Origin of the sequence: Paenibacillus sp. BK720, from assembly GCF_011761545.1 — a bacterium.
In the GTDB taxonomy this organism is placed as follows: domain Bacteria; phylum Bacillota; class Bacilli; order Paenibacillales; family Paenibacillaceae; genus Pristimantibacillus.
This window is the reverse complement of record NZ_JAASRQ010000001.1, coordinates 615,421-636,136: the sequence shown is the minus strand read 5'-3', so window position 1 is coordinate 636,136 and position 20,716 is coordinate 615,421. Positions and strand designations below refer to the sequence as shown.

Annotated in this window: 18 protein-coding genes; 6 read left to right on the top strand and 12 right to left on the bottom strand. The window is 50.1% G+C overall.

What is annotated here, in order from left to right:
* Nucleotides 1-7 precede the first annotated feature (7 nt).
* On the bottom strand, nucleotides 8-379 hold the full coding sequence (locus tag FHT67_RS02745; RefSeq protein ID WP_347880077.1) for a DinB family protein: 372 nt from the start codon (nucleotides 377-379) through the stop codon (nucleotides 8-10).
* Between the two features lie 34 nt (nucleotides 380-413).
* Complete coding sequence (locus FHT67_RS02740) at nucleotides 414-1,694, bottom strand: acetylornithine deacetylase (protein WP_167195452.1); 1,281 nt, start codon at nucleotides 1,692-1,694, stop codon at nucleotides 414-416.
* Between the two features lie 194 nt (nucleotides 1,695-1,888).
* On the opposite strand from FHT67_RS02740, the gene FHT67_RS02735 reads away from it, so the two are divergent.
* From FHT67_RS02735 to pstB, 4 genes are all read left to right on the top strand, one after another.
* Nucleotides 1,889-2,830: a phosphate ABC transporter substrate-binding protein gene (locus FHT67_RS02735; RefSeq protein ID WP_132303692.1), complete on the top strand. Its 942-nt coding sequence runs from the start codon at nucleotides 1,889-1,891 to the stop codon at nucleotides 2,828-2,830.
* Between the two features lie 95 nt (nucleotides 2,831-2,925).
* Nucleotides 2,926-3,828: a phosphate ABC transporter permease subunit PstC gene (gene pstC, locus FHT67_RS02730; protein WP_132303689.1), complete on the top strand. Its 903-nt coding sequence runs from the start codon at nucleotides 2,926-2,928 to the stop codon at nucleotides 3,826-3,828.
* On the top strand, nucleotides 3,825-4,712 hold the full coding sequence (gene pstA, locus FHT67_RS02725; protein WP_132303687.1) for a phosphate ABC transporter permease PstA: 888 nt from the start codon (nucleotides 3,825-3,827) through the stop codon (nucleotides 4,710-4,712). Before pstC ends, pstA begins: the two co-directional genes overlap by 4 nt.
* Nucleotides 4,713-4,728: 16 nt before the next feature.
* The gene (gene pstB, locus FHT67_RS02720) at nucleotides 4,729-5,487 is read left to right on the top strand and encodes a phosphate ABC transporter ATP-binding protein PstB (RefSeq protein ID WP_207918089.1); all 759 of its coding nucleotides are present in this window, start codon (nucleotides 4,729-4,731) and stop codon (nucleotides 5,485-5,487) included.
* Between the two features lie 69 nt (nucleotides 5,488-5,556).
* On the opposite strand, the gene FHT67_RS02715 is transcribed toward pstB, so the two are convergent.
* The 3 genes from FHT67_RS02715 to FHT67_RS02705 form a co-directional block, all read right to left on the bottom strand.
* Nucleotides 5,557-7,245 (bottom strand): ABC transporter substrate-binding protein, encoded by a 1,689-nt coding sequence (locus tag FHT67_RS02715; RefSeq protein WP_132303682.1) that lies wholly within the window; start codon nucleotides 7,243-7,245, stop codon nucleotides 5,557-5,559.
* A gap of 74 nt (nucleotides 7,246-7,319) precedes the next feature.
* Entirely contained in the window at nucleotides 7,320-8,141 is an 822-nt protein-coding gene (locus tag FHT67_RS02710; RefSeq protein WP_167196817.1) for a carbohydrate ABC transporter permease, read from the bottom strand.
* 67 nt (nucleotides 8,142-8,208) lie between these two features.
* Nucleotides 8,209-9,138, bottom strand: coding sequence for an ABC transporter permease (locus FHT67_RS02705; RefSeq protein WP_132303680.1), 930 nt, complete (start codon nucleotides 9,136-9,138; stop codon nucleotides 8,209-8,211).
* Nucleotides 9,139-9,434: 296 nt separating this feature from the next.
* Here FHT67_RS02705 and FHT67_RS02700 point away from each other — a divergent pair, with 296 nt between their 5' ends.
* Nucleotides 9,435-10,307, top strand: coding sequence for a helix-turn-helix transcriptional regulator (locus FHT67_RS02700; RefSeq protein WP_132303677.1), 873 nt, complete (start codon nucleotides 9,435-9,437; stop codon nucleotides 10,305-10,307).
* Between the two features lie 292 nt (nucleotides 10,308-10,599).
* Here the strand turns inward: FHT67_RS02700 and FHT67_RS02695 are convergent, their stop codons facing one another.
* From FHT67_RS02695 to FHT67_RS02665, 7 genes are all read right to left on the bottom strand, one after another.
* Nucleotides 10,600-11,766 (bottom strand): MFS transporter, encoded by a 1,167-nt coding sequence (locus FHT67_RS02695; protein ID WP_167195449.1) that lies wholly within the window; start codon nucleotides 11,764-11,766, stop codon nucleotides 10,600-10,602.
* 185 nt (nucleotides 11,767-11,951) lie between these two features.
* The gene (locus FHT67_RS02690) at nucleotides 11,952-12,311 is read right to left on the bottom strand and encodes a winged helix-turn-helix transcriptional regulator (RefSeq protein WP_132303672.1); all 360 of its coding nucleotides are present in this window, start codon (nucleotides 12,309-12,311) and stop codon (nucleotides 11,952-11,954) included.
* A 22-nt stretch (nucleotides 12,312-12,333) separates the two neighbouring features.
* Nucleotides 12,334-12,756: a hypothetical protein gene (locus tag FHT67_RS02685; RefSeq protein WP_167195446.1), complete on the bottom strand. Its 423-nt coding sequence runs from the start codon at nucleotides 12,754-12,756 to the stop codon at nucleotides 12,334-12,336.
* 313 nt (nucleotides 12,757-13,069) lie between these two features.
* Nucleotides 13,070-13,945 (bottom strand): carbohydrate ABC transporter permease, encoded by an 876-nt coding sequence (locus tag FHT67_RS02680; protein WP_132303668.1) that lies wholly within the window; start codon nucleotides 13,943-13,945, stop codon nucleotides 13,070-13,072.
* Nucleotides 13,946-13,967: 22 nt separating this feature from the next.
* The gene (locus FHT67_RS02675) at nucleotides 13,968-14,921 is read right to left on the bottom strand and encodes an ABC transporter permease (RefSeq protein WP_167195443.1); all 954 of its coding nucleotides are present in this window, start codon (nucleotides 14,919-14,921) and stop codon (nucleotides 13,968-13,970) included.
* Between the two features lie 80 nt (nucleotides 14,922-15,001).
* Nucleotides 15,002-16,564: an extracellular solute-binding protein gene (locus FHT67_RS02670; RefSeq protein WP_167195439.1), complete on the bottom strand. Its 1,563-nt coding sequence runs from the start codon at nucleotides 16,562-16,564 to the stop codon at nucleotides 15,002-15,004.
* Nucleotides 16,565-16,767: 203 nt separating this feature from the next.
* Nucleotides 16,768-18,213, bottom strand: a complete 1,446-nt coding sequence (locus FHT67_RS02665; protein ID WP_243866951.1) for an extracellular solute-binding protein — start codon at nucleotides 18,211-18,213, stop codon at nucleotides 16,768-16,770.
* Between the two features lie 177 nt (nucleotides 18,214-18,390).
* Between FHT67_RS02665 and FHT67_RS02660 the strand changes: the two genes are divergently transcribed.
* Complete coding sequence (locus FHT67_RS02660; RefSeq protein WP_167195436.1) at nucleotides 18,391-20,697, top strand: helix-turn-helix domain-containing protein; 2,307 nt, start codon at nucleotides 18,391-18,393, stop codon at nucleotides 20,695-20,697.
* The last annotated feature ends 19 nt before the right edge of the window (nucleotides 20,698-20,716 follow it).

Genomic DNA, 20,716 nt, shown 5'->3' with positions numbered 1-20,716 from the left:
CAGCGCCTTAGCCCTTGCTTACGTAAAACGGCAGCTGCTCGATGCCAATCAACCGCAAATAGATAAATAGCTGTCCTTTGTGATGAATTTCGTGGTCTTTGGCATTTTGCAGCAGAGCGTGGCCCGAAAGCGAGTTGCCGAAGAAATCGATTGGCGCTTCAAGCTGTTCCGGCGTGAGGGAACGAAGAACGGCTTCCGTTTGTTCCGTTGCCGCAGCCACGACAGACTTCAATTCCTCGATTGTTGAAGGCGCAGCGGGCTTAGCCCCTGGCGTGTATACGCCGTTTTGAACCGTTTTCGCAAACATATCCATCGCGCCCGTAATATGCAGAACAAGCTGGGCCAGCGACATTCCTTTCTCCCATGGCTTGTAAGACAGTTGTTCTGTCGATACGAATCTTCGTTTTCATCTTTCAGGCTTTTTCCCGGTTGCACCAGTCTGTGATAAAGGCGGCCATCACCTTCGCATATTCGATCAGCTCACTAAGATCAAGGCTTTCGTCTACGGCATGCGCTTTGCTTAATTCACCCGGCCCGTAAATAACCGTCGGGATTCCTGCACGCCCGATCCAGCCTGCATCCGTAACCGTTGGAGTCATTCCGACCTCGGCTGCGCGGTTCAGCACAGCGCGGTGATTCGTCAGCAACGTCTTCACTCCATCGTTATGCGGATCAATCTCTAATGAAGGAAAAATTTCTCCCCGCTCCTCGATCATCGATCTGCCGCCCCACCGGAACGTTGGCGGATGATGCCGCAGCCATGGATCGCCTTGCGCCACGCGCATTAGATGCTCTTCAATTTCCGCGGCTACCGATTCATAATCCTCATCCGGATAAAAATGAACCGTAATCCAAAGCGAGCAGCGGTCCGCAACAAACGCGGCGTGGCGTCCCCCTTCGATAACGGCCGGATTGATCGTATTGGAGCCCGGCGGGAAGCCCGGATAGGACTTCGTTACTGCCCAATGCCTCTCAAGCTCCTGCAAGCCGGCAATAAGCTTTGCCATCTTCTCGATCGCGCTGGCCCCATGCAGCCCGCCTCCAGCGTGAATCATCCGGGAGCGCATCGCATCGTGATGGGTAACCGGGCTTTGCACCGTAACCCAGCCGGTAATCACTCCGCCTTGCCCTTGAACCGCGAGATGGCTTGTATCCGCCACAATGGCGAAATCCGCTTCGCAGCCACGCTCCATGCAGGCTCTTGTGCCAGCCTCGCCGGCCTCCTCCCCGATAACCGATTGGAAAAACAAATCCCCCTTCAGCACGATCCCTGCTTCCACCAGCAGCTTGATGGCAAACAGCAAAGCGGCAAGGCCGCCTTTCATATCCGCTGTCCCGCGGCCGTATACACGTCCGTCGTTAAGCGTTAATTGAAACGGCTGGACGGACCATTCCTTGCTGTCGCCTACTTCCGCCACGTCCATATGCCCGTTCAGTAGCAGACTTTTGTAAGAGCCGCTCTCCGTTCCCCGTCTGACGGCCGTTACGTTCGGATCTCCCGGATAGACTTCCCATAGCTCCGTCTCGAAGCCAAGACGATCCAGCTGTTCCTTCATAAAGATCTGCGCTTGCATCGTATTGCGCGCCGGCGGGCTTACCGTCGGGAAAGCGACCAGCTCAGAGAGCAAAGCGACTAACTCATCCTGCCTGCTTTCCACCTGATCGAGTATAAGCTTAAGTCCAGCTTCCTTCATCTATTGCATCCTCATTTCGTAAGGAAAATGTCACCCTTACTATAGAGGATTACAATCATGCGGACAACCTTAACAACTCTCAAAAAAATTTACATTGCGTTAACATGAATAACGTTTTGCGTTTACGTAGCCCAACTACAATAACTCATGTAAGCAAAACAAAAAACAAAAGTTTGGAAGGGGAACCTACTAAAATGAAAAAATCTCTGATCGTCACGATGGCACTGACATTGTCGTTATCGCTCGCAGCTTGCGGCAATAACAATACGAACAACGGTGCAAGCAATGGTAACGCTGCCGCTACAAACAATGCAACAACAAATAACACGGCTTCCGCTGATCTGTCCGGTTCGATTCTGGCAGCAGGCTCTACTGCTCTTCAACCGCTGGTTGACCAAGTATCCAAAGAGTTCATGGAGAAAAACTCCGGCGTATCGATTCAAGTTCAAGGCGGCGGCAGCGGTACTGGTCTGACGCAAGTATCGGAAGGCCAAGCCCAAATCGGCAACTCCGACGTATTCGCTGAAGAGAAGCTCGATGCCGACAAAGCAGCCGAGCTGGTTGACCATCAAGTAGCCGTAGTCGCTATGGCTGCCGTAACGAACAAAGACGTTGGCGTTGACACCCTGACAAAACAACAGCTGGTTGACATCTTCACGGGTAAAGTAACGAACTGGAAAGACGTTGGCGGCAAAGACGAGAAAATCCAAATCGTTAACCGTCCTTCCAGCTCCGGTACTCGCGCTACTTTCGAGAAGTTCGCGCTTGGCACTAAAACGGAAGACCTTCAAGGTTCGATCCAAGAGGATGCTTCCGGTACGGTTAAGAAGCTTGTAAGCGAAACTCCGGGCGCTATCGGTTACCTGGCTCTGTCCTACCTGGACGATTCGGTCGCAGCTGTTAAATACGAAGGCGTTGAAGCAACTGTAGATAACGTAGCTAACGGCACTTATCCGGTATGGGCTTACGAGCACATGTATACAAAAGGCGAGCCTGATGCAGCGACTAAAGCTTTCCTCGACTACATGGTTTCCGAAGATGTTCAAGGCGAACAAGGCGACGTAGTGGAAATGGGCTACATCCCGGTTAGCAAAATGGAAGTTAAACGCGATGCTCAAGGTGCCGTAACGAAATAATCAATCTCTAAGTATATAAAAGGCAAAGTCAAGAGGCGGGCCAGCTCGTCTCTTGACTGCATGCCTATATGTTAACTATGTAAAGGGTGGTCACGATGAAGAAGTCTAATGATCGGGAAGTAGCCACGCCGCATCTTGCGGAGGAATGGGTTGGCAAAGTATATACATTCATCTGCATCTTGTTTCTTATCATCACCATTTTTTCGATGGTTTACTTCGTCGCTTCAAAAGGACTTAGCACCTTTATCGTAAACGGCGTAAACGTAAAAGATTTGTTAACAGGACTCAAATGGAAACCGGATGGCGAGCCGCCGTTATTTGGCGCATTGCCGTTTATTTTCGGATCGTTCAGCACGTCGATTCTTGCTGCAATCATTGCCGCTCCGCTGGGGTTCTGCGCAGCGGTATTTATGATTGAGCTCTCTCCGAAGCTAGGCCGTACGTTTATGCAGCCGGTTATCGAACTGCTTGCAGGCATTCCTTCCGTTGTATACGGATTTGTTGGTTTAAGCGTCATTGTTCCATTATTCCGCAACCTGTTCCCTGGCCAAGGCGTCGGGATCGCAGCAGGCGCGCTTGTACTCGCCTTTATGATTTTACCTACGATTACGACTATAGCAACGGATGCGCTGGCTTCCCTGCCCGCGGGCCTGAAGGAAGGCTCCTACGCGCTTGGCGCAACCCGTTGGCAAACGATATATCGCATTGTCCTGCCTACTACGCTTCCCGCGCAGATGACAGGTATCGTGCTTGGCATTGCGAGAGCATTTGGCGAAGCCCTTGCCGTTCAGATGGTAATCGGCAACGCGCCTCATATCCCGCACTCCCTGTTCGAATCGACTTCAACGCTGACCAGCGCCATTACGCTTAGCATGGGCAATACGGCGATGGGCTCCGTTCAAAATAACGCCCTGTGGTCGCTTGCATTAATCTTGATGCTTATGACCTTTGTATTCGTCTTTATCATTCGCTGGCTGGAAGGAAGGAAGAAGCTATGAGTGCCAAAACAGTAGATAAAATCGCAACCGGCATTATTATTTTCGTCACGGGCTTAATCGCTCTCGCCCTGATCGGACTTTTGGGCTACATTTTATTCCGCGGCCTTGGCCATATCAGCTGGCACTTCCTGACTTCCCCGCCGGAAACGATCCGTAAAGGCGGCGGTATCGGACCTCAGCTGTTCAACTCGCTGTTCCTGCTTGTTCTTACGATGATCATTACCGTGCCGCTTGGCATCGGTGCCGGCATCTATATGAGCGAGTACGCTAAAGGCGGCAGGATCACCTCCGCAATCCGTCTGGTCGTCGAAGTTTTGTCTTCCTTCCCTTCGATTATCGTTGGTTTGTTCGGCCTTCTTGTTATCGTTAATAAATTCAATCTGGGCTTCTCCCTGCTGTCCGGCGCCATCGCGCTGACGATCTTCAACCTGCCGCTGATGGTGCGGATTACCGAGCAAGGTCTCCGCAGCGTACCGCTTCAGCAGAAGGAAGCAAGTCTTGCGCTTGGTATTTCCAAATGGAAAACCATCCGTTCGGTTCAACTGCCGATCGCCCTGCCCATCGTGCTTTCCGGTTCGATTCTGGCTGCCGGCCGGATCTTCGGGGAAGCGGCAGCGCTTCTGTTCACCGCCGGCATGAGCAGCCCGCGCCTTGACTTTTCCGACTGGAATCCGCTCCATAACGCTTCGCCTCTTAACCCGATGCGTCCGGCCGAGACTCTTGCCGTTCACATCTGGAAGGTTAACTCGGAGGGTCTTGCTCCGGATGCTACGCAAATCGCGGCAGGCGCTTCGGCCGTGCTCGTTATTACGGTACTGCTCTTCAACCTGGGCGCTAGGGCGCTGGGACGTTACATGCACAATAAATTCACGGCTTCGAAATAGGAAAGGAGTAGAGAGCATGACAGAAATCGCATTGGCCGCCAAACAATTAAATGTTCACTACGGAGAAAAACATGCCGTTCATGACGTCTCGCTTGATTTCGCCGAAAAAGAAGTGACCGCCTTGATTGGTCCTTCCGGCTGCGGCAAATCCACCTTTCTCCGAAGCTTGAACCGAATGAACGACTTGATCCCCTCCTGCCGGGTTACCGGCGACATCTGGCTGAAAGAGCAGAAGATCAGCGGCACGGAAACGGATGTCGTGGCACTTCGCAAAAAAATCGGGATGGTATGGCAGCGTCCCAACCCGTTCCACAAATCGATTTACGAGAATATCGCTTTTGGCCCGCGTTATCACGGCATTAAGAACAAGAGGCAGCTGGATGAGCTTGTCGAACAATCCCTGCGGAAAGCCGCAATCTGGGAAGAAACCAAGGACCGTCTTCATAAATCGGCTTTGGCTTTATCCGGCGGTCAACAGCAGCGTCTCTGCATCGCGCGCACGATTGCCGTTAGGCCCGATGTCATCTTGATGGACGAACCGGCTTCCGCGCTTGATCCGATTTCGACCTCCAAGATCGAAGAGCTGATCTCCGAGCTGAAGCAGGATTACAGCATCGTTATCGTTACCCATAACATGCACCAGGCTGCGCGCGTTTCCGACAAAACCGCCTTCTTCCTAAACGGACATGTGGTTGAATACGATAAAACGGAGACGATCTTCACCAATCCTACGCATCAACGGACAAATGACTATATTACAGGCCGTTTCGGTTAATGAGGCGGCTTATCGAATAAGGGCTAGACGAACCGGTCAGGTTCATCTAGCCCTTATTGTCGTTATGGATTAATAACCAAGAATACTCTTTGTTTTACCGAAGATGTCGTTAGCCATTTGCGTGTAACGGTCACTGCCGTTCGCTTGCGTTTGTTTGACATAGCTGTCGAAGTTGTCGATCTTCTCTTGGCCCGTAATGAATTTGAGCGTCATCGTGCTTACATAATCCATAAGCGGCTTCGAGATCAGGTTCAGCTGTTCGCTTTCGTCCGCCGTAGCCATAATCGGCGGCGCTACTGGACGAGCCGTACGGTTGTTCAGAATGCGGTTGTTGAAGTCGATTTCGCCGTCCGTCATTTTCGACTGTCTAAGCTTCGTCGTACCGCCGTATGCGAATACGCCGCCGCCGAAACCGTAGTCTGCGTTCAGTTTTTTCGTTGCCGTAGGGTTCATGCCGTTGTAGGTAATATCCGGATTAAGCGTAATTTTACCGCTTGCGTCCTTCGTGTAGGTCTCGCCCTCTACACCCCACAGGCTTAGTGTTTGACCTTCATCGGAGTACCAGAGCCAGTCAACGAAACGAAGCATTTTAATGAAATTCTCTTCGCCCAGCTCTTTCAAAGCATTTTCACTGATCATAATGCCGTTCTCAAGACGGGAGTTTTCAACTTGCAGCTGGCCTTTAGGACCGCCTGGAGGCGTGATGATCATCAGCTGGGCATTTGGATCTTCCATCTTTGTTTGGATATCCGTGAACACTTGATAGTTGGCGTTGATCACGTAAGTATCGCCTTTGTAGAACTTCGCTTTTGCCGCATCGTCTTCTTGCGTGAACGATTCCGGATCCATGATGCCTTCCGTAATCAGCTTATTGAAGTAAGAAACATAGTCTTTGAAGTCTTGCGTATTGTCGGCGAATTCGAATTGCTTCGTGTCCTGGTTGAAGCGCATGCCGTTTGCTTTACCCCAGCCAGCCGTTACGCCGTATTCCACAGCTGCGATATTCAAAGTGGATTCGCCTTTGGATTGATCGGAGAATACGTATTTAGCGCCTGTGAATTCTTTAACCTTCTTCATCGCCGCGTAGAAATCTTCGTATGTCCAGCTCGTTTCTTTGGACAGGTCTACGCCGGCTTTCTCGAAAACATCCTTGCGGATAACGAACGAGTAGCCGCCGCCCGGCGCTTCCCACATGCCCGGAAGAACGTAGTATTTACCGTTGGCTTGCATCTTCGCTTTCAGGTCGTCTTCCATGCCCCAAGCTTTTACCGCTTTTTGATAGTTAGGCATGTATTGCACATAGTCGCTGATCGGAACGATTTGCCCGCCTGCAACGAATGCGGATTCGTCATAAGTTTTAGGGATGATATACGGAGCGTCGCCGCTGTTTACGAGAAGCGATTTTTGGTTCTCGTATTCGGTTCTCGCGACAACCGACAGGTCAAACGATACGTTTGTTTTCTCTTGAATGGCGCTCCAGATTCTCCAGTCCGCTTTGTAAGGATAACCTTCATTGTCGCTAAACATCATGGAGTACTTTACCGGCTCATTCGAGTGGAACGTAACGTCCTCACCGTAAGCGTAATCTTCGGCCGGTTTGTCCGATGCCGCAGCATTATCCGAACCAGCCGCGGTATCCGCTGGCGAAGCCGAGCTGTTGCTTGGTTTTTCATTGTTATTCCCGCTGCAAGCCGCCATAACGAACATCAACATGATAACCGATAAAATCAATCCCATTGCTCTACTGAATCTTTTCATGCCGTGCCTCCCTTTTAATAATTGCATTTATATAACAGAACTTGGCCTCATGGCCGTTCCGGTTATATCGCGATTTACCCTTTAACGGCGCCAATCATCATGCCCTGCACGAAATACTTCTGTACGAACGGATAGATGCAAATCATAGGTAGCGACGTTAATACCATCGCAGCCGATTTAACGGTAGCCGCAATCTGCGTCGTCTGCTCCGCGCTTGCTCCAAGCTCAGCCGGGCTGATCGCCGTTTCAATAACCTGCCGCAAATAGAGGGCAACAGGCCATTTCTCCTTCGACTGCAGGTATAATGAAGCATCAAACCAGCTGTTCCAGATCCCTACCACAACAAACATGAGCATGGTTGCCAGAATCGGCTTGGATAATGGCAGCGTAATTCGAAGGAAGATGCCATAGACGTCAAGTCCGTCAACCTTGGCCGATTCCTCCAGCTCGTTAGGGAGACTGGAGAAAAACGTCTTCATCAAGATCACGTTAAAGGCGCTGATCGCACCGGGAATAACAAGAGCCCAAATGGTGTTGCGCATATCCAGCGTTTTGGCTACGAGAATATAGTTCGGGATCAGACCGCCGCCGAAATACATCGTGAATAGTACAAACGGGATAAAAAACTTGTTAAGGCGAAGCTTTTCCTTTGAAAGCGGATAAGCCATTACAGCCGTCGCCGACACGGCAATGAGAGTTCCCACTACCGCGTACAAAATCGTATTTCCGTAATAGCGGAAGAAATCCGGCTTGCTGAGAATGACATTATAAGTAAGCGTAGTGAAATCTACGGGATAAAACGTTACCTTTCCCGCGTAGACGGCAGCCTCTGAGCTGAAGGACTGCGCAACCAAATAAACGAACGGATATAAAGTAAAGAGGACAACTACGGTCATGATCAATGCGTTTACGCCGTTAAAAATGCGAGAACCTGGAGTTGCTTTCACGATCGGCACTTCCTTCCTACCACAGACTTGATTTCGTCGTTTTTTTCGAAATAGCGTTCGCTGTCGTTACCAGAATCAGACCGATAACCCCTTCGAACAAGCCGACAGCCGTTGCATAGCTGAAGTTGGCGTTCGTAATACCCATCCGGTACACGTAGGTCGAGATAACATCCGCCGTTTCATAAGTAAGCGGGTTGTACAGAAGCAAAATTTTCTCAAAGTTCGAGCCCATAATGCCGCCGATATCAAGAACGAGAAGCGTCATAATCGTAGGCAAAATACCCGGAATCGTGACATGCCATGCAAGTCGGAACCGGCTGGCGCCGTCAATCCGAGCTGCTTCGTAAAGCTCCGTGTTAATCCCTGTCATGGCTGCAAGGTACAAGATGGTGCCCCATCCAAGTCCCTGCCAGATGCCGGAGGACACGTAAATGGTTGAGAACCATTGCGGCAGCGAGATGAATTGAATCGGCTCGACGCCGAAATGACCAAGGAGCGCGTTAATCGGACCCGATACGGATAACATCTCTTTCACCATACCCGCCAGAATAACCATGGAGATAAAATGCGGGAGGTAGGAAACGGTCTGAACGAATTTTTTCAGCTTCAGCCTTCTGATCTCGTTGATCAGGAGCGCAAAGATCAAGGTTAACGGGAATCGGACAATCAGATACGCAACGCTGAGAAAAATATTGTTCCAGAACGCCCGCCAGAAGGTGGGATCCTTCATGAACATCCGGAAATACTGCAGCCCTACCCATTCCGCACCAAGGAAGTTTGGCCCGCCCCGATATTTTCGGAAAGCGATTACATTCCCGATCATGGGAGCGTACTTGAAAATAAGAAAATAGATGACGGGAATCACGAGAAAGGAATACAGCTTCCACTCTTTCCTGACATGCTTCCAAAGCGGCGTCACATCCAAAACCTTGCTTGAGCCTTCCATTTATGTCCACTCTCCTCTAGTCCATTTCGTCTACCTACCGATTAAAAATAGCTATATTTAACTACTTTTGTCGCATAGTCAAGCAGCCCCCATGATGAAATAATGCAAATTAGAAGTCATTCAACAACAAATGTATTCGCTTTCATTGGGTTCATTATAGCTTTATTTGATAAGCCGCTCTTCGTAAATATAGCTTTCGGCTTCTCAAATATTGCCTTTTTTGAGAGACTTATTGATTTCGGAAGAAGAGAATGCCATTATCTGAATAGTTACCAACAAGAGAGGAAGAGTGATACATGATTCCCATTCTAAACGGAGCCAAAGAAACGGTATCCTACGGTGAACATCCCGGATTGCGCATTTATTTGAACAAAGAAGTCGAAGACTATCCGATTCACTGGCATACCGCCGTGGAAGTCATCATGCCTTTCGAAAACATTTACACCGTTATCGTGAATGAGACCAAGCATGTCCTCTATCCGAACGATATTCTGGTCCTGCCTCCGGGCGAGCTTCACGAGATTTTTGCTCCGGATTCCGGGACAAGACTTATTCTTCAGTTCGACTGCTCGCTGCTGTACGCACTGAACGGCTTTGACTCCACCTTTCATTTGCTGCGCCCTTGCCTCTTGATTACGGCAGAGCAAAATAAAGAGCTGCACGGCTTGTTACGGCCGATGCTGCTTGAGCTGGTAAACGAATATTTCAGCCACACGATGCTGAAGGAAGCATCCACTTACGCCAAGCTTATCTCCTTCTTTGTCGCGCTTGGCCGTAACTTTATGCGTGAGGAACGCCGTTTCCCGCGTACCAAGAGCCATAAGCAGCACAAATATATCGATAAGTTTTTGCAGGTTTGCAACTATATGAACGAACGCTGTACGGAGGATATTCGGGTCGAGGAGCTCGCGGAGCTGTCCGGCTTCAGCAAGTATCATTTCACGCGCATGTTCAAGCAATATATGGGGTTGTCTTACTACGACTACCTGATCCAGCATCGCATCATGCATGCCGAGAAGCTGCTGACCGATCCGAATTTATCGATCATGGAAGTGGCGATGAGATCGGGGTTCGGCAGTCTGCCGACGTTTAACCGGGTGTTCAAGACGTATAAGAAATGCACGCCGTCGGAGTATAAAGCTTTGCACGGAATGAGCTTAAACTGTTGAATTTGATGATGGACGGTTAGAGTGCAAACCGCGCATTTGAATGTGGGGACGGTGTATATGCAAGCTGCTTATTTGAACGTGGGGACGGTATATATGCATACTGCGCATTCGAATGTTCTTCCGATCGCCATTACTCGGGGATTCCTTGGAACAATTCCAATTGGATTGGAATCCCCTCTCAAAAGCGAACGTTTCACTTCTCCAGAATCATTCAAATACTCCGTTGCATCCTACCTTTTTTTTGGGGGGGAGAAAAACGAGGCCGTGCGGTTTTAACCTGCACGACCTGTTTTTAAAGAGTTGGGAGTTGCCGCTGCCGGCTTTTGCGGATGGAGACAGCTGCTGAAGCTAAGGCAAGGATAAGAACCAGACCGGCGGTTAACGGATTGTAGAGGACGGTGCCTTGCCAATTGACGACCAGTCCGCCAACGCTGGCTCCGGCGGCGATGCCGACCTGAGTAACGGATATATTCAGGCTGATGATCAGATTCGACGCTTGAGGTGCACGCTCAATGAAGTAAGTCTGCGTTGCAGGACCTAAGGTGAACATCGACATAATCCATAGCGATAACAAGGTGATGGCAACCGGGAACGAATGAATCGCCAGCGGCAGCAGTAATAGCGCGATTACGTGAATCGTGACGCCGATCAATATTAATTTGGCGCTTCCCCATTTGTCTACGGCAGAGCCTCCAAGCCTTGAGCCAACCGTACCCGCCAGCCCGAACAGCAGCATCGTAAGGCCGATGTCGCCCGTGCTTCTATGAAGAATGTCGCCAAGGAAGGAAGCAATATACGTAAACATCACGGAGTTGCCCGCTTCCCTGAACAATACCAGCAGCAAGGCGTAGAAGATTACCGGATTAGCGAGTACCCCCATTTGCTGCTTGAAGGGCACCGGAGCGTCTCCTTCAATCTGCGGCAGCAATAGAGCAAGACCAACAAGAATCACCACGCCTCCTAGGCCAAGGAACAAAAAGATCGTCTGCCAGCCGTACGTATTCGTCAAAGCGACGCCCAGCGGAACGCCCAGAATCATTGCGCTGCTGAATCCGAGAATAATCGTTCCGATCGCACTGCCGATTTTTTCAACCGGCACCATCTTGGCCGCTGCGCCAAACGCTGCCACGATAAAGACGCCGGAGCTAACCCCAAGCAGCATTCGCGCCGCGATTAAAACCATAAAGCCTGTGCTTGCAATCGTCAGAACATTACCGGCAATAAATACGGCTATGGCGAGAAGCAGCAATCGTTTTCTCGGTATTCGGGCGGATAACGCAATGACAACCGGGGTACCAATCGCAAAAGCCAAAGAATACGCCGTAATCAACTGGCCTGCCAGGCTTACCGATATATTCATTTGATCGGCCAACACATTCAGGATTCCGGCAATGACCAGCTCCGAGGTGGCTGTGAAAAATACCGCGAACATTAAAACGTAAATCACCAGACGATTCATACCGACACTTCCTTTACCAAACGATTTGTTAATTCGGATTATAGCGAGGCTGCTTACTTTTAGTAAGAACGCAATTTGTTTTGTTCTAATCCATCCTTTTGGAGTAACTAACCGTTTGGTAAGTGACTTAAAAGACAAAAAACCGTAAGAGCATAGCTCTTACGGTTGGTTACAAGCATTTCCCCTTACGAACGGCTAAGCCGGGGATTAGGAGAATCGCCCCATTTTTGCACCCATTTCTCCATCTCCCTAAGCGCAGCCTGAAAATCTCTGCCCTTCTCGGTCAAGGAATACTCGACGGTTACCGGCACTGTCGGAAATACCTTGCGCATGACAAGGCCGTTGTTCTCCAGATGGCGTACCGTGTTCGTTAACGATTGGGTCTTCACAATGGAGATGTTCCGTTGAAGCTGATTAAATCTTAACGGTCCGTTCATCAGCTCCTCCAGTACGAGAAACGCCCATTTCGCCCCCAATATTTGAAGCACCTCGCAAATGCTCGAGCCTTTCTCTTCGCCGCTGATTGCCTCGTTGCCGCCTTCCATGCCTCTAGCCTCCTAACCTGACTCAGCTGCCGACCACATCAATCGGCGTTTCTTGTCCGTTAACCTTCACCTGAATGCTTCCGGCCTTTTCATGCTTGTTTAGCTTATAGATAGACAAAGGCTTTATGCGTTTATCCTGCAAATTGGAAGTGTCCTGAACATCCAAATCAATCGTTAAAATATCCCCCTGCAGCTCTGCGCGAATACCTGCAAGGAACTTCGCCTTCTCGCCCTGCCCGGCGAAAGAGTAGTTTACGATCAAATACTCTTCTTCTCCCGGCACCGAGTACAGGTAGATCCCATTCTTGCTTTTATTCCGGTCTGCAAAAGACTTCACCCTCTGATCCAGCTTATGCGAATCAGCTTCCTTAATCAAGGATGAAGATTGACTGCAGCCGGTCATGAGAACGATAAGCATGATGAACAAGCAAACGATCTTTTTCAAAGGATCACCTCCATTTGCAATGGAATTCGCTTCACTACGCTGACTTTACCATAATCATCCAGCCCTGCATAGAAAATAGCCGTGCAAATAAATTGCACGGCTATCTCTGACTCCCCCAAATCTTTGGTTAACTTAAAAAACGGAACATTAAAATGATTCTGTAGAAACGTAGTGGTCGCTTTTGTGAGGGGATTCGAATCCATTTGAAATTGTTGAAGGAATCCCCGGGCAATGGCGATCGGAAGAACATTCGAATGTGTAGTTTTTCTGTTAACCCACCCGAATGCGCAGTTTTTCTACAGTTAGCCAACCGTTACCCCTTTATCGAACCAAGCAGCGCGCCTTTGGCGAAGTGCTTCTGCAGGAACGGATAGACGAGCAGAATCGGCAGCGTGGCGACAACGATAACGGCCATCTTCACCGCCTGGTCGGGCGGAGGAACGGCGCCGTCAAGGCTGGAGCTGTAGTCGAACCCGCTGGCGAGTACAACGATTTGGCGCAGCAGAACCTGAATTGGCCACATGGTGCTGTCGTTCAAATACAAGATGGCGTTCAGATAGGTGTTCCAATAAGTCACCGCGTAAAAAAGCGAAATCGTTGCGATCGCCGGCATCGACAGCGGCAGCACAATCCGGAACAAAATACCGAAATCGCTGCAGCCGTCCATCTTGGCCGACTCCTCGAGCCCTTCCGGGATATTCTGAAAGAAGTTGCGAAGGATGATCATGTTAAAGGCGCTGATCGTAAGCGGCAGGATAAGCGCGGCATACGTATCAATCAGATGCAGCTCCTTTACAACAAGGAAGGTAGGAATAAGTCCGCCGTGAAACAGCATCGTAAAAACGACCATAAACATGATCGTTTTGCGCCCGTCCAGATCTTTTCGGGACAAGCCGTACGCCATCATCGAGGTTACCAGCATGCTAAACGCGGTTCCGATTAAGGTTACGCCGATGGATACCGCGATCGAGCGGAAGATCGTATTCGTCGAGAAGACGAACCGGTACGCTTCAAAGCTTATATCCGTCGGGAAAATAATAAATTTTTTGACTGCCATTTCGGCGCTTGTCGTTAAGGAGCCGGCTACGACATGAATAAACGGAAGCACGGTCGCAAGCGAGAAAATCGCGAGCAGCGTGAAGTTAACGATGCCAAACAGCCGGCTTCCCATGGTTCGATCCTGGATCATGCTGATTCCTCCCGGTCATCTCTTAATAAATACCTTCGGATCCGAATTTCTTGGAAAGCTTGTTCGCCGCAACGACCATGATTAAGCCAACGACAGACTTGAACAGTCCAATCGCCGTGCTATAGCTGAATTTCCCTTGCTTCAGACCTGCCGTATAGACATAGGTATCGATAATTTCCGCCACGTCGCGGTTCATGGAATTAAGCAGCAGATACACATGCTCAAACCCAAGCTCAAGCACATCACCGATTTTTAAAATAAGCAATACGATAATGACGCTGCGAATGGCTGGAAGCGTTATATGCCAAATTTGATGAAGCCGGCCGGCACCGTCCATGCGTGCCGCTTCGTACAGCTGCGGGTCAATCGCCGCCATAGCGGCCAGGTAGATAATGGTTCCCCATCCGGCTTCCCGCCAGATGACCTGGATAATATAAGTCGGGCGGAACCACTCGGGACTCAGCAGAAAGTTTATTTTCTCGAAGCCTAGCGATTCCAGTACGGCATTCACGATACCGCCGTCCATCGTCAGCATGACGTAGCTGATCGAGACGATAATGACCCAGGACATAAAATGCGGCAAATAAATCAGGGTTTGGAAAAGCCTTTTGAAGGCATTTAATCGAAGCTCGTTCAGCATTAGCGCCAATATGATCGGTATGGGGAAATAAAACAGAATATTGAACCCGAACAAAATCAATGTATTCGTCAATATGTTCAAGAAATCCGGCTCCGTAAACAAGCGGCGGAAATGCTCGAGGCCTACCCACTCGCTGCCTTTGATTCCTTTAAACGGCTTAAAATCCTGGAAAGCTATAATCAGGCCAAACATCGGGGCGTACTTGAAAATCAAGAAATAAAGAAGTCCCGGCAGCACCATGACATACAGCCATACATTGCGGCGAAAACGCCTCGTTCTCTCTCTTCCGGTCGTTGGCGCCAACACCTGCGCCGGTTGAACGATCACTTCCTCCATCCTGCCTCTTCCTCTCTTTAGGTGTGGATCGAAGAGGCTGCTAACGAATCAGCAGCCTCCTCGGCTAGCTTTTTACTCGCTTATTTTTTATAGGCCGCGTTAAATTCTTCGATAATCTTGTCTCCGCCGCGCTTCTTCCAGTCCTCAACCGCTTTATCGAAGCCGGCTTTATCGATTTCCCCGTAGATGTACTTGTACGTCGCATCGGTAATAATCGTCTGCAGCTCGACGCCTTTTTCCGTATAAGTCTCGGAATCCAGCGCCGCCGCAGGATCCATAATCGCGATTTTCTCATTCTCCTTCGCGAACTCTTCCGCGTGAATGCGCGCAGGCAGGGAATAGTAGCCCTCATACATGCCGTTCGTCTCCGCTTCTCCAATCAGGCTGTCCTTGTAGCCTTTTACTTCGCGCTCGATCAGATCCGACGCCTCCGTTACTTTTGCCTTGCCGTCTTCAACGGTGTAATGCGTGCCTTCGATTCCCCAGAACATCATATTGGCTACTTCCGGCGTCATCTGCTTATCGAAGAAGGCCAAAACCTTCTTCAGCGCGGCTTCGTCTTTGATCGCGGATTTAGGGAACAAAACGACGTTGTTGTACCCCGGAATAGCCCAGGTTGCCTGCTCGCCGTTTGGTCCCTTAATAAGAGCCAGCGTATCGACGACGGCATTCGGAACGTTCTTGACCAGATCCTTGTTCAACGAGTCGACATCCGACATCGCGCCGATATACATGCCGGCTTTGCCGCTTGTAAACAAGCTGATCTGATCGGTCTTGCTGGTTGCGGCGAAATCCTTGTTCATGGCACCCGCATCGCGAATCTGCTTCATGGCGTCCATAGCGGCCGTATACTGCGGGAACGTGAAATCAGGCTGGAGCTGGCCGTCCTTATCGCCCCAGTTATTCGGCGTTGCGAACCAGGATGCAAGCGTCTTGAATGCTCCGTAAATCAAGTCGTTCCGGTCGGCAAGCCCAATCGTGTTCGCTTTTTTATCCCCGTCCGGGTCCTTCTCGGTGAAGGCTTTAGCCATCGCGATGACTTCATCCACCGTCTCCGGCGTCTTCAAGCCAAGATTGTTTGCCCAATCCTTGCGGTAAATAAGACCTTGACGGGCAAGCGGACGGCCAATGTACAGCGAGTAAAGCTTGCCATCGACCTTCGTGTTGTTCAGAATCAACGGCTTCAGCTTGCTCAAATTCGGGAACTCGTTAAGGTAAGGACCAATCTCCCAGAATTGACCGTCGCGGATCGCGCCTTTCATTTGAACGAACGTCGCCTGGTTCTTCAAATAAGTAACTTGCGGAAGCCCCCCGGTAGCGAGCGTAGTGTTCAGCTTATCTTCATACGTATCGGCCGGAAAAAACTGATAGGTCAGCTTTGTATTCGTCAGCTTCTCAATTTCGTTCTTGATCGTATCCGGCGGTGTTTGGGCAACGTTAAGAGGAAGCATAATCGTAATTTCCGTCGGCTCCTCCGCTGCCGGCTGCTTGGTCGCTTCCGCCGAAGCTTCCTCGCTTGCGGCTGGCGAAGCTTCGTTTCCTCCGTTATTTGCCGCGCTGCCGTTATTGCTGCTGCAGGCTGTCATCATCATGCTAAGGCTCATAACCGTTCCTAGCAGAATAGCAAACCCCTTTTTGTTCATGCTTATTGACCTCCACCTTTAATGGGAATGATGCTGCAAATCAACCTTAACCTGCGCCGGCAGAGTTCCGAAACAATCATTCCTTCCGATTAGCCTCCCGCATTCAACCATCTGTCCTAATGATTATCCGACCTGAGATTGAGCATCGAAAAACGGCAGAAAAAAAGCCCGATTCGTTAGTACGAACCAGGCTTCCCTCTCTATTAATCAAAATAGGATTTCGTGAATTCCTCGATAATCTGCTCCCCGCCGCTTCGCTTCCATCTCTCTATTTCCCGGTTAAAGCCATCCCCATCAATCTGCCCCAGAATATAGTGATAGGTAGCATCCGCAATAATCTTGTTCAGCTCCTCGCTATGCTCGTCAAACGTAACCGACTCCAGATTCACCGTCGGATCCTTAACGATAAACTTTTCGTTATCGACGGTTAGCTTCTCCGCCAGCGCCAGCAGCGGATCCTCCTGCGCAACCTTCATCAAATTCGGATTGCTCAGATCGGCAATCATTAACGAGTAGAGAGGGCTTACTTCGGAAATCCGGAGCTGTTCGCTTTTTACGGGCAGCAGCACATCTTTGCCTTCCAACGCATAATGCTTGCCCTCCAGCCCGTATTTCATCAGATTAGCCGCGTCCGCCTCCATCGAGCGGTCGAAAAAGGCAAGCACCTGCTTCAGCTCATCCTCCGTCTTGATCGCGCTCTTCGAGAATAGGAACAACCCGTTGAAATTCGGAATCGACCATACCTTGTAACCGTCCGGCCCTTCAATCCGGTTCACAACCGTAAACCTTGCATCGGGATTAATCTGCTTCGCTTCATTGGACAAACGCTGAACATCCGTCATGCTGCCGATATAGACGCCGGCTTTGCCGCTGATCAGCAGATCGCGCTGAATATCCTTGCTCGTGACCACAAACTCCTGGTTGATCAGCTTCTCGTTGTACAGCTTCCGCATGAAATCCATCGTGTCTTTATACTGCGGCGTTTCGAACTCCGGAATAATGCTATGGTTCTCGGCGGCCCAGTTGTTCGGGGTTCCAAAGTACGAGCTTAACGTCTTGAACGCTCCAAACACCAAATCATTGCGGTCGGTCAAACCAATCGTATCCTGCTTGCCGTCCCCGTCCGGATCTCCGTATGTAAACTGCTTCATGACGTTGTACAGCTGATCGATTGTGTTGGGCGGATCCAGCTTCAGCTTCTCAAGCCAATCCGCCCGGATAATGACGCCTTGCCTGGAGGAAGGACGCTCCGTATACAGGCCATAGATTTTACCGTCTACCGCGGTTTGGTTCAGAATGCTGTCGTTCAGCCGTTTCAGATTCGGATATTCGCTTAGATACGGCCCTATCTCCCAGAACATGCCGGAGCGGATCGCGCTTTTCAGGAAGATGTAATCGGTATATTTCACGAATGTAGCTTTCTTGAGCGAATTCATCGTTAAAGCGGCATTCATCTTATCCGTGTAAATCTCGTCGGGAACCCAGTCAATGATCAGATTCGTACCGGTCATCTCCTCTATCTGTTCAACTAACGCAGAGTCGGGGCCTTGCGGAAAATGCAGCGGTGCCATAATGGTAATAACCGGACGGGTTTGACTCGCCGCGGGGCTGTCCGAATCTTTTGCGCTTGAGCAGGAGCCTAGCAGCATCGCTGTCACTAAAAGCCCCGCGCAAACCGATAACCTTCCTCGATGATCATTGAAAAACATAGGATTCCCCCTTTATCTGTTCAAATGATTATTTCCGGAGCTAATGATTATTGTCCTATTGATGGTCCATCGCCTACAATAGAAACATATTTACGATGACGGGAGTTGGTTAATCGCTTGCGCTCTTTCAGTTTCCTGACCAAAATGACCATCTTCGGGATTTTGCTGAGCACGCTGCCCGTGTTGTTTATCGGCATTTTTTCCTATGTCACTTCCTCCAGCGAGATTCAAAAGGATGTAAATAAAGGAAAATATCAGCTGCTCGTTCAAATTAATGCCAATGTAGATCAAATTTTAACGACTGTCAACCATACCTTGAATCAAGTCATTAACTCCAACGTGTTAAAACAGACCATGAGCAGCCCTTTAAATGTAAGCGATTTCAGCTTATATGGGAACCTGCGCGACGAGCTGCTGCACATGCAATCCTTCGATACCAAGCTCGAGGACGTCGTCTTGATCAATAACCGTCATAACTGGATGATCAAAAATTCCGGTCTTTACCGCTTCGACCAGTACCCCTACCATGACCAGCTGAACGGGCTGCTCGAGTCCAAGGAGGAAACCTCCTGGGCGATGAACCCTTCCGCCTGGTTCTACAGCGAGGAAAGCACCGGCAACGCCAGATGCGAGTATAACATTAGCCTGATCAAGAAGCTTCCCGTCACGGAGCGTAATCCTTACGGGCTGATCATGGCCAATATTCCGACCTGCAGCCTTCAGGCTTTGTTGCAGCAGGATGCCGGGAAGAGCGATACCACCTTGGTGCTGGACGATAAATATCGCATTTTGCTTCATCCCGACCCTTCCGTCATCGGCAAAAAGGTATCCGAGCTTGGTTTCGACGGAGAGCTTCGGCTTAACGAATCCTCCGGCCAATTCCGCTCCCTCCTTCATAACCAGGAGTATTCGGTCACCTATTACAAATCTCCGACCAACGGCTGGATCTACATGTCCATTACCTCGATCGCCAGCCTTACGAAGGAATCGAAAAAAATCGGGATCTACACGCTCGCCGTCTGCCTGTTTATGCTTCTGGTAACCATGCTTCTTGCCTGGCTGGGCTCCCGCCGCATGTATTCGCCTATTCAAATGCTGCTTAAGCAGATGAATGTCGGTACGCCCGAGATCCGGCAGACGCGAAAAAATGAATTTCAGGCGATAGGCGAGCAGATTCAGCAATTGTTCCAGTCCAAAAGCCGGCTGGAGAGCGAGCTCCAGCAGCATTTGAAGCAGGTACGCACTTTGTTCCTGGCCAAAGCTTTGCAAGGACAAGTAAAAAATAACGATCTGACCGAGCAGCTGGAGAGGTTTGGTTACATCGAACAGCTTAGAGCATGGGATGTGATGGCTGTGATTACCGTGCAGATCGACTCGCTTGAAGGCACCCGCTACGGCAAACCGGATACGGAGCTGCTGCTGTTTGCTATCCACAACATGCTCGAAGAGCTAATCCCGGCGGCTAACCGCCTGGGGGCGGTCACGATTGACCATACGGTCGTTACGCTGATCGGCAGTGCCTCCTCCAAGGACAGTGACTTCAAAACGGCCTTGTTTCCATTGACCGAGCAGCTTCAGCAGCAAATCCAAAGCCTGCTGGAGCTGACGATCAGCATCGGTATCAGCCTTCCGTTCGATTCGGTCAGCCAGATTCCGCTCGCCTATCAGGAAGGCTTGGAAGCGCTGAAGCATCGGCTTAAGCTTGGGGAAGGCATCGTCATGCAATACGAGAACGTCAATCAGGGCAAGCATTATTTCAATATCCGTTATCCGAACCATCTGGAGAACGATCTGATCGACGCGATCAAGCTTGCGGACAAGGAGAAAGCCAAGGAGCTTCTCCACTGCTTCCTGGTGCCCGTGTTCTCTGCGGAAATGTCGCCTCAGGAATATCAATTGCCGCTGGTCCGTTTATTGAACAGTCTGCTTGTCGTGCAGCAGGAATCGGGCATTAGCCTGAATCAGATCCGTCAAGGAAAGGGCTCTTTATTCGAGGAGCTGCTTAAGCTTAATACCGTGAAGGAAATCGAAGATTGGCTCTGGAGCAGGGTTGTTTGCCCAATGATCCAAATCTTTATGGATCGGCAGGATGCCCAATATCATAATATTTCGGAGAAAATAATCGACCTGATCCATAATCATTACGATACGGATCTGTCGCTCGAGGACTGCGCCGCAAAGCTGAATTATAACGCCAATTACTTAAGCAGCGTCTTCCGGAAGGAAACAAACACTTCCTTCAGCGAATATCTGGCGGCTTACAGGTTCAGCATGGCGAAGAAATGGCTGCGGGAAACGGATACGCCCGTTAAGGATATCGCCTCCCGCTTATGCTATAACAACCCGCAAAACTTTATCCGTTCCTTCCGCAAGCTGGAGGGCATAACGCCCGGCCAATACCGGGAGAAGCATGTTGCGACATAAATAATGAGAGGGTGCATTA